The organism is Caulobacter sp. FG7 (assembly GCF_057808875.1).
This window is the reverse complement of record NZ_JBMDIW010000017.1, coordinates 121,130-129,243: the sequence shown is the minus strand read 5'-3', so window position 1 is coordinate 129,243 and position 8,114 is coordinate 121,130. Positions and strand designations below refer to the sequence as shown.

The following is an 8,114-nucleotide window of genomic DNA, read 5'->3' as shown; positions in this document are numbered from 1 at the left end:
ACCCGCGACCTCCGGCGTGACAGGCCGGCGCTCTAACCAACTGAGCTACATCCGCGTCGCGTAAGGCCGCTAAACCCTACGAAGCGCTCGCTTTTACCTCGGATCGCTACCTTCCAGAAGAAGGTGGCGCGAATGACGGGGCTCGAACCCGCGACCTCCGGCGTGACAGGCCGGCGCTCTAACCAACTGAGCTACATCCGCATTTGCTGTCCGCCGAGGCGGAAGTGCGACCCGCCGTGCGGCGAGGGGCGTCTGATATGTCGGGCCGAGACTCGTGTCAACGGCGATGTCGCAGAACCTGTGGATGGCTTGCAGTTGCGATCGTTTCTCAATGTGCCCCAGGCGTTTGAAGCGTGGGAAATGCTGGGCTACAACGCGGCCGATTCAAGCCAAGGGCTGTCATGACCGCCTTCCTTCTCCAGTATCTGCCGATCGTGATCTTCATCGGGATCGCGGCCGTTATCGGCATCGTCTTCATGTTGGCCGCCGCCGTGCTCGCGCCCAAGGCGCCGGACCCGGAAAAGCTGTCCGCGTACGAATGCGGCTTCAACGCCTTCGACGATGCTCGCATGAAGTTCGACGTCCGGTTCTACCTGGTGTCGATCCTCTTCATCATCTTCGACCTCGAAGTGGCGTTCCTGTTCCCGTGGGCCGTCACTCTTATGAAGTTGCCTGCCGACGTCGCCGCCTACGCCTTCTGGTCCATGCTGGCCTTCCTGGGCGTTCTCACTGTCGGCTTTATCTACGAATGGAAGAAGGGCGCCCTCGAATGGGAGTGATCGTTCCCGCCAACGGCTCGCCGCCCAATGGCTCGTCGCTGATCCCGGCGGGCTCCGCCGGTCGCTCGACCGTGCAGGGCTATGACCCCAAGCTGCACGACGCCTTCTTCGATGGCGTCTCCCAGCAGCTGGCCGACAAGGGCTTCATCACGGCCGCCGCCGACGACCTCATCACCTGGGCCCGCACCGGCTCGCTGATGTGGATGACGTTCGGTCTGGCCTGCTGCGCCGTCGAGATGATGCACTCGGCCATGCCGCGCTACGACCTGGAGCGCTACGGCTTCGCCCCGCGCGCCAGCCCGCGTCAGTCGGACGTGATGATCGTCGCCGGCACCCTGACCAACAAGATGGCCCCGGCTCTGCGCAAGGTCTACGACCAGATGCCCGAGCCCCGCTACGTCATCTCGATGGGCAGCTGCGCCAACGGCGGCGGCTACTACTATTACAGCTACAGCGTCGTGCGCGGCTGCGACCGCGTCGTGCCGATCGACATCTACGTGCCGGGCTGCCCGCCGACGGCCGAAGCGCTCGTCTACGGCGTGCTGCAGCTCCAGAAGAAGATCCGTCGCACGGGGACCATCGAGCGATGAGCCAAGACCTCGAAGCCCTCGGCCAGGCCATCGTCGCCAATTCGGCCGGCGCGATCTCGTCGTATCACGTGGCGTTCGGCGAGCTGAATGTCCTGGGTTCGGCCAATCGCGTGGTCGAGCTGCTGACCTACCTGCGCGATCACCCCGACTATCGCTTCCACCAGCTGGTGGACCTGACGGCGGTCGACTATCCGGAGCGCGCCGCGCGTTTCGACGTGGTCTACCACCTGCTGTCGATGGTGAAGAACGTCCGCATCCGCGTGAAGGTGCAGACCGACGAAGACACCCCGGTGCCGAGCGCCACGCCCGTGTTCCCGGTCGCCGACTGGTTCGAACGCGAAGTGTTCGACATGTACGGCGTGTTCTTCGAGGGCCACCCCGACCTGCGCCGCATCCTCACGGACTACGGTTTCCACGGCCATCCGCTGCGGAAAGACTTCCCGATGACGGGCTATGTCGAGGTCCGCTACGACGACGAGCTCAAACGCGTCGTCTACGAACCCGTGAAGATCACCGAGTACCGCGCATTCGACTTCCTCTCTCCGTGGGAGGGCGCCAAGTACGCCCTGCCGGGCGACGAGAAGGCGGAGAAGGCTTAAGTCATGACTGGCACGAACGCTCCCGCCGCGGCGACCGACTTCTTCCGCGACGAACCGACCGTTCCGGCGATCCCGGAAACCCCGGTCCGCAAGTTCAACATCAACTTCGGCCCCCAGCACCCGGCCGCGCACGGCGTGCTGCGCCTGGTGCTGGAGCTCGACGGTGAAATCGTCGAACGCGTCGATCCGCACATCGGCCTGCTGCACCGCGGCACCGAGAAGCTGATGGAAGCGCGCACCTACCTGCAGAACATCCCGTACTTCGACCGCCTCGACTACGTGGCGCCGATGAACCAGGAACACGCGTTCTGCATGGCGATCGAAAAGCTGCTGGGCGTGGAAGTGCCCAAGCGCGGCCAGATCGTCCGCGTGCTGTTCTGCGAGATCGGCCGCATCCTGAACCACCTGCTGAACGTGACGACGCAGGCCATGGACGTGGGCGCCCTGACGCCGCCGCTCTGGGGCTTCGAAGAGCGCGAAAAGCTGATGATCTTCTACGAGCGCGCCTGCGGCGCTCGTCTGCACGCCAACTACTTCCGTCCGGGCGGCGTCCACCAGGACCTGACCCCCGAACTGATCGACGACATCGAGAGCTGGGCGAAAGCCTTCCCGAAGGTGTGCGACGACATCGAGGGCCTGATTACCGACAACCGCATCTTCAAGCAGCGTAACGTCGACATCGGCGTCGTGAGCAAGGAAGACGCCTGGGCCTGGGGCTTCTCGGGCGTGATGGTGCGCGGTTCGGGCATCGCCTGGGACCTGCGCCGCAACCAGCCGTACGAGAACTACAACGAGTTCGAGTTCGACATCCCGCTGGGCAAGAACGGCGACTGCTACGATCGCTACCTCTGCCGCATGCAGGAAATGCGCGAGAGCACCAAGATCATCCTGCAGGCCGTGGCCATGCTGCGCGCCACGCCGGGCCCGGTGCTGAGCGAGGACAACAAGGTCAGCCCGCCCCGTCGCGCCGAGATGAAGCGCTCGATGGAAGCCCTGATCCACCACTTCAAGCTCTACACCGAGGGCTTCAAGACGCCGGAAGGCGAGGTCTACGCGGCCGTCGAAGCCCCCAAGGGCGAGTTCGGCGTCTACGTGGTCAGCAACGGCACCAACAAGCCGTACCGCTGCAAGATCAAGGCTCCCGGCTTCTCGCACCTGGCCGCGATGGACTGGATGAACCGCGGCCACCAGCTGGCCGACGTTTCGGCCATCCTGGGCTCGCTCGACATCGTGTTCGGCGAGGTCGACCGATGAGCCTCGAGAGCATCGCCCAGGCCCAGCTCGACGCCTACAACGCCCAGGACCTGGACGCCCACTGCGCCCATTTCTCGGACGACGTGGTCGTGGCCGGCCTGAACGGCGAGGTGGCGCGCACGGGCATCGAGGCCTATCGCGCCTTCTACGCCAAGACCTTCGCCGAGTTCCCCAAGAACAACGCCAAGCTGCTGAACCGCATCGTGGTCGGCTCGAACGTGATCGATCACGAGCACGTCGACCGCGGCAACGGCGACGAACCCTTCCAGGTCGCCGCCATCTACACCTTCAAGGACGACAAGATCGTCCGCGTGGATTTCGCCCGATGAGCGTTCGTCGTCTCGCCAAGGAACAGCCCGAGAGCTTCGCTTTCTCGAAGGAAAGCCAGGCCAAGGCCGACTGGTGGAAAGCCAAGTACCCCGCCGCCCGCAAGCAGTCGGCGGTGATCCCGATGCTGTGGCTGGCCCAGAAGCAAGAGGGCTGGGTGCAGGAGCCGGCGATCCAGGAGATCGCGCGCCAGCTCGAGATGCCGGTCATCCGCGTTCTCGAAGTGGCCACCTTCTACGTGATGTTCCAACTGGCCCCGGTGGGTAAGACCGCCTTCGTCCAGCTGTGCGGCACCACGCCGTGCCAACTGCGCGGCGCGCTCGACCTGCGCTCGGTGCTGGAGAAGAAGATCGGTCCGGCTCACAGCGTGTCGGCCGACGGCAAGTTCAGCTGGGAAGAGGTCGAGTGCCTCGGCGCCTGCTGCAACGCCCCGATGGCCGCCATCAACGACTACTATTACGAAGACCTGACGCCGGAGAGCCTGGCCCAGATCCTCGACGACTTCGCCGCGGGCAAGGCTCCGCAGCCGGGCAGCTACGAAGGTCGCAAGTCCTCGGAGCCGAAGGACAAGATCCAGACCCTGACCGACCCGAAGCTGTACGACGGCTCGGCGGCCAAGAAGATCAAGATCCCGAACCTGCCCGAGGCGCCCAAGAAGACCAAGGCGGAGCCCGCCGCCTGATGACCGACGTGGCCGTCCAACAGAAGAAGCGCTTCACGACGATGATCGCCATCGACGTCGTGTGCTTCCTGGTGGCCGGCGCGGCGATCGTCGGCCACGTGGCCTTCGGCGTGGGCTGGCTGCTGCCGGTCTTCGTCCTGGCCATTGTCGCCGGGCTGGGCGCACAGATCTGGTTCGTGGTCGGGTGGCTGAAGGCCACCAAGCCGCAGGATCCGCAAGCGGGGAGGGCGCCATGAGCGACCATCTCGCCGACAAGCGTCGGGCCTACGTGGTCACGGTTCGAAGCCTGTACCGCAAGGAACGGGCCTTCGGGTTCCTGGCCAGCCTGGCCGGGGTGCTGCTGCTGATCTGGGGCCGGGAGGTGCCCGGCGCGCCAGCCTGGGCTACGCCCACAGGTCTTTTGGTGATCGGCGCCGGTTGGCTGCTTTTCGCCTATGTCATCGTCCGGCGGACGCGCTATGTCCGCACCCATCCATTCGATCCGCAAAGCTAGAGTCATGGTCGGTATCCTCGAAGACAAGGATCGCATCTTCACCAACCTTTACGGGCTCCAGGACTGGGGTCTGGAAGGTGCGAAGGCGCGCGGTTGCTGGAACGGCACCAAGGATATTCTGGACGCCGGGCGCGACTGGATCATCGAGAACATGAAGAACTCCGGTCTGCGAGGCCGTGGGGGCGCTGGTTTCTCGACCGGTCTCAAGTGGTCCTTCATGCCCAAGGAAGTGAAGGAAGGTCGTCCGCACTATCTCGTCGTCAACGCCGACGAGTCCGAGCCGGGCACCTGCAAGGACCGGGAGATCATGCGGCATGACCCGCACCTCCTGATCGAGGGCTGTCTGATCGCCTCGCGCGCCATGCTGGCCCACGCCTGCTACATCTACATCCGCGGCGAGTACGTCTTCGAGCGCGAGCGCCTGGAAGCGGCGATCAAGCAGGCCTACGAGGCCAAGCTGGTCGGCAAGGACAACATCCACGGCTGGGACTTCGACATCTACGTCCACCACGGCGCCGGCGCGTATATCTGTGGTGAAGAGACCGCCCTGCTGGAAAGCCTGGAAGGCAAGAAGGGCCAGCCGCGCCTGAAGCCGCCGTTTCCGGCCGGCGCTGGCCTCTACGGCATGCCGACCACGGTCAACAACGTCGAGAGCATCGCCGTCGCTGGCACGATCCTGCGCCGCGGCGCCTCGTGGTTCGCCGGCTTCGGCCGTCAGAACAACGCGGGCACCAAGCTGTTCTGCGTCTCGGGCCACGTGAACCTGCCCTGCAACGTCGAAGAAGCCATGAGCATCCCCTTCCGTCAGCTGATGGAAGACCACTGCGGCGGCATCCGCGGCGGCTGGGGCAACCTCAAGGCCGTCATCCCGGGCGGTTCGTCGGTTCCGATGATCCCCGCCGAGCAGTGCGAAGACCTGCCGATGGACTTCGACGCCCTGCGCAACCTGAAGTCGGGCTTGGGCACCGCCGCCGTCATCGTCATGGACAAGTCCACCGACCTGGTTCGCGCCATCGCCCGCCTGTCGTACTTCTACAAGCACGAGAGCTGCGGCCAGTGCACGCCGTGCCGTGAAGGCACCGGCTGGATGTGGCGGGTCATGGAGCGCATGGCCACCGGCGAAGCCGATCCGAAGGAAATCGACACCCTTCTGGATGTCACGACCCAGGTCGAGGGTCACACCATCTGCGCCCTGGGCGACGCGGCCGCCTGGCCGATCCAGGGCCTGTTCCGTCACTTCCGCCACGAGGTGGAGGACCGGATCGCATCCTATCGTAGCGGTCGCCTGCACGTGCAGGGCGCCAAGCTGATCGCGGCGGAGTAACGAGAATGGCAATCGCCAAGGTCAACGGCGTCGAGGTCGAGTTCGAACCCGGCATGACGGTTCTGCAGGTCGCGGAACTGGCTGGGGAAGAGATCCCGCGCTTCTGCTATCACGAGCGTCTGAGCATTGCCGGCAACTGCCGCATGTGCCTGGTCGAGGTTAAGCCCGGCCCGCCGAAGCCGCAGGCTTCGTGCGCCCTGCCGGCCGCCGAGGGCCAGGAGATCTTCACCAACACCCCGATGGTCAAGAAGGCCCGCGAAGGTGTGATGGAGTTCCTGCTCATCAACCACCCGCTGGACTGCCCGATCTGCGACCAGGGCGGCGAGTGCGACCTGCAGGACCAGGCCGTCGGCTACGGCCGTGACGACAGCCGCTACGACGAGAACAAGCGCGCGGTCGAAGAGAAGGCCATGGGCCCGCTCATCAAGACCGTGATGACGCGCTGCATCCAGTGCACCCGCTGCGTCCGCTTCATCACCGAAGTCGCCGGCTCGCCGGAAATCGGCCTGATCTCGCGCGGCGAAGACGTTGAAATCACGACCTACCTGGGCGCCGCGGTGACCTCGGAACTGTCGGCCAACGTCATCGACCTGTGCCCGGTCGGCGCGCTGACCTCCAAGCCGTACGCCTTCGAAGCCCGTCCGTGGGAACTGAAGAAGACCGAAAGCATCGACGTGATGGACGCGCTCGGCTCGTCGATCCGGGTCGACGGTCGCGCCAACGCCGTGCTGCGCGTGCTGCCGCGCATCAACGAGGAGGTCAACGAAGAGTGGATCTCCGACAAGACGCGCTACGCCGTCGACGGCCTGCAGCGCCAGCGCCTGGACCGTCCGTACGTCCGCGTCGACGGCAAGCTGAAGCCGGCCACCTGGTCTGAGGCTTTCGCCGCCGTCGCCGCCAAGATCAAGGCGACCGCTCCTGAGCGCATCGGCGTCATCGCCGGCGACCTGCAGGACGCCGAAAGCCTGAAGGCGACCAAGGACCTCTTCACCGCCCTGGGCGTGAAGAACCTCGACGCCCGCCAGGACGGCGTCGCCCTGGGCGCCGGCCCGCGTGAAAGCTGGCTGTTCAACTCGACCATCGCCGGCATCGAAGACGCCGACGTCGTCCTGTTCGTCGGCAGCAACCCGCGTCTCGAGGCCCCCGTCCTCAACGCCCGCTTCCGCAAGCAGTGGATCGCCGGCAAGACGCGCTTCGGCGTCATCGGCGAGCAAGCCGACCTGACCTTCGACTACGACTACCTCGGCGCCGGCGCCAAGACGCTGTCGGGCCTGGCCAAGGCCAAGAACGACTTCGTCGCCGCCCTGAAGGCCGCCGAGCGTCCCGCGATCATCATCGGCCAGGGCGCGCTCGCCCGCGCCGACGGTGCGGCGATCCTCAAGGCCGCCGCGGGCCTCGCCAAGACCTTCAAGGTCGTCCGCGAAGGCTGGAACGGCTGGAACGTGCTGCACACCGCCGCCGCCCGCGTGGCCGGCCTCGACCTGGGCTTCGTCCCGGCCGAAGGCGGTCTGGCCGCCGGCGACATGCTGAAGCCGGGCGCGCTGGACGTGCTGTTCCTGCTGGGCGCCGACGAGTGCGAAAGCGCCGCCAGCGACGCCTTCAAGATCTATCTCGGCACCCACGGCGACGCCGGCGCCCACAAGGCCGACGTCATCCTGCCGGGCGCGGCGTACACCGAAAAGAACGGCCTGTACGTCAACACCGAAGGCCGCGTCCAAATGGGCAAGCGCGCCGTGTTCCCGAAGGGCGAGGCCAAGGAAGACTGGTCGATCCTGCGGGCGCTGTCGGAAACCCTGGGCCACAAGCTGCCGTACGACAGCCTGGACCAGCTGCGCGCCAAGCTGTTCGCCGATCACCCGACCTTCGGCCAGATCGACTTCGCCCCGGGCTCGGTTCCGACCGTGTTCGACCTCGCCGCCGTCGGCGGGGAAGGGGAGGCGACCGACGCTCCGTTCGAGAGCCCGGTGAAGGCCTTCCACCTGACCAATCCCATCGCGCGCGCCAGCGTGACCATGGCCGAGTGCGCGGCCAACGTCTCGGCCGCCTCCAAGATCGCCGCGGAGTAA

General features: G+C 65.8%; 10 protein-coding genes and 1 tRNA gene. 10 read left to right on the top strand and 1 reads right to left on the bottom strand.

Translation table 11 applies throughout. From position 1 onward, the window contains the following. Nucleotides 1–124: 124 nt before the first annotated feature. A tRNA-Asp gene (locus ACODR1_RS15590) sits at nucleotides 125–201 on the bottom strand. Between the two features lie 200 nt (nucleotides 202–401). Here ACODR1_RS15590 and ACODR1_RS15585 point away from each other — a divergent pair. The 10 genes from ACODR1_RS15585 to nuoG are packed head-to-tail and all read left to right on the top strand — an operon-like array spanning nucleotide 402 to nucleotide 8,114. Beyond that, the gene (locus ACODR1_RS15585) at nucleotides 402–779 is read left to right on the top strand and encodes an NADH-quinone oxidoreductase subunit A (RefSeq protein ID WP_165255182.1); all 378 of its coding nucleotides are present in this window, start codon (nucleotides 402–404) and stop codon (nucleotides 777–779) included. After that, entirely contained in the window at nucleotides 749–1,369 is a 621-nt protein-coding gene (locus ACODR1_RS15580; protein WP_277794191.1) for a NuoB/complex I 20 kDa subunit family protein, read from the top strand. The genes ACODR1_RS15585 and ACODR1_RS15580 overlap by 31 nt, the downstream gene beginning before the upstream one ends. Then, entirely contained in the window at nucleotides 1,366–1,968 is a 603-nt protein-coding gene (locus ACODR1_RS15575; RefSeq protein WP_477029911.1) for an NADH-quinone oxidoreductase subunit C, read from the top strand. Before ACODR1_RS15580 ends, ACODR1_RS15575 begins: the two co-directional genes overlap by 4 nt. A 3-nt stretch (nucleotides 1,969–1,971) precedes the next feature. After that, nucleotides 1,972–3,222 (top strand): NADH-quinone oxidoreductase subunit D, encoded by a 1,251-nt coding sequence (locus ACODR1_RS15570; protein WP_101719850.1) that lies wholly within the window; start codon nucleotides 1,972–1,974, stop codon nucleotides 3,220–3,222. Further along, complete coding sequence (locus ACODR1_RS15565) at nucleotides 3,219–3,551, top strand: nuclear transport factor 2 family protein (protein ID WP_488881254.1); 333 nt, start codon at nucleotides 3,219–3,221, stop codon at nucleotides 3,549–3,551. The genes ACODR1_RS15570 and ACODR1_RS15565 overlap by 4 nt, the downstream gene beginning before the upstream one ends. Next, a complete protein-coding gene (gene nuoE, locus ACODR1_RS15560) occupies nucleotides 3,548–4,231 on the top strand; it encodes an NADH-quinone oxidoreductase subunit NuoE (RefSeq protein WP_101719848.1) in 684 nt (227 codons plus the stop codon). The genes ACODR1_RS15565 and nuoE overlap by 4 nt, the downstream gene beginning before the upstream one ends. Beyond that, nucleotides 4,231–4,467, top strand: coding sequence for a hypothetical protein (locus tag ACODR1_RS15555; RefSeq protein WP_488881253.1), 237 nt, complete (start codon nucleotides 4,231–4,233; stop codon nucleotides 4,465–4,467). Before nuoE ends, ACODR1_RS15555 begins: the two co-directional genes overlap by 1 nt. Then, nucleotides 4,464–4,724 (top strand): hypothetical protein, encoded by a 261-nt coding sequence (locus ACODR1_RS15550; protein WP_488881252.1) that lies wholly within the window; start codon nucleotides 4,464–4,466, stop codon nucleotides 4,722–4,724. Before ACODR1_RS15555 ends, ACODR1_RS15550 begins: the two co-directional genes overlap by 4 nt. A gap of 4 nt (nucleotides 4,725–4,728) precedes the next feature. Next, nucleotides 4,729–6,048 (top strand): NADH-quinone oxidoreductase subunit NuoF, encoded by a 1,320-nt coding sequence (gene nuoF / locus ACODR1_RS15545; RefSeq protein WP_101719845.1) that lies wholly within the window; start codon nucleotides 4,729–4,731, stop codon nucleotides 6,046–6,048. 5 nt (nucleotides 6,049–6,053) lie between these two features. After that, nucleotides 6,054–8,114 carry an NADH-quinone oxidoreductase subunit NuoG gene (gene nuoG, locus ACODR1_RS15540; protein WP_488881251.1) on the top strand — a complete coding sequence of 687 codons (2,061 nt, stop codon included), beginning with the start codon at nucleotides 6,054–6,056 and terminating at the stop codon, nucleotides 8,112–8,114.

Bases quoted from the DNA above. Each gene is read 5' to 3' on its own strand.
- ACODR1_RS15585 (WP_165255182.1), top strand. From the start codon at position 402: ATGACCGCCTTCCTTCTCCAGTATCTGCCGATCGTGATCTTCATCGGG.
- ACODR1_RS15580 (WP_277794191.1), top strand. From the start codon at position 749: ATGGAAGAAGGGCGCCCTCGAATGGGAGTGATCGTTCCCGCCAACGGC.
- ACODR1_RS15575 (WP_477029911.1), top strand. From the start codon at position 1,366: ATGAGCCAAGACCTCGAAGCCCTCGGCCAGGCCATCGTCGCCAATTCG.
- ACODR1_RS15570 (WP_101719850.1), top strand. From the start codon at position 1,972: ATGACTGGCACGAACGCTCCCGCCGCGGCGACCGACTTCTTCCGCGAC.
- ACODR1_RS15565 (WP_488881254.1), top strand. From the start codon at position 3,219: ATGAGCCTCGAGAGCATCGCCCAGGCCCAGCTCGACGCCTACAACGCC.
- nuoE (WP_101719848.1), top strand. From the start codon at position 3,548: ATGAGCGTTCGTCGTCTCGCCAAGGAACAGCCCGAGAGCTTCGCTTTC.
- ACODR1_RS15555 (WP_488881253.1), top strand. From the start codon at position 4,231: ATGACCGACGTGGCCGTCCAACAGAAGAAGCGCTTCACGACGATGATC.
- ACODR1_RS15550 (WP_488881252.1), top strand. From the start codon at position 4,464: ATGAGCGACCATCTCGCCGACAAGCGTCGGGCCTACGTGGTCACGGTT.
- nuoF (WP_101719845.1), top strand. From the start codon at position 4,729: ATGGTCGGTATCCTCGAAGACAAGGATCGCATCTTCACCAACCTTTAC.
- nuoG (WP_488881251.1), top strand. From the start codon at position 6,054: ATGGCAATCGCCAAGGTCAACGGCGTCGAGGTCGAGTTCGAACCCGGC.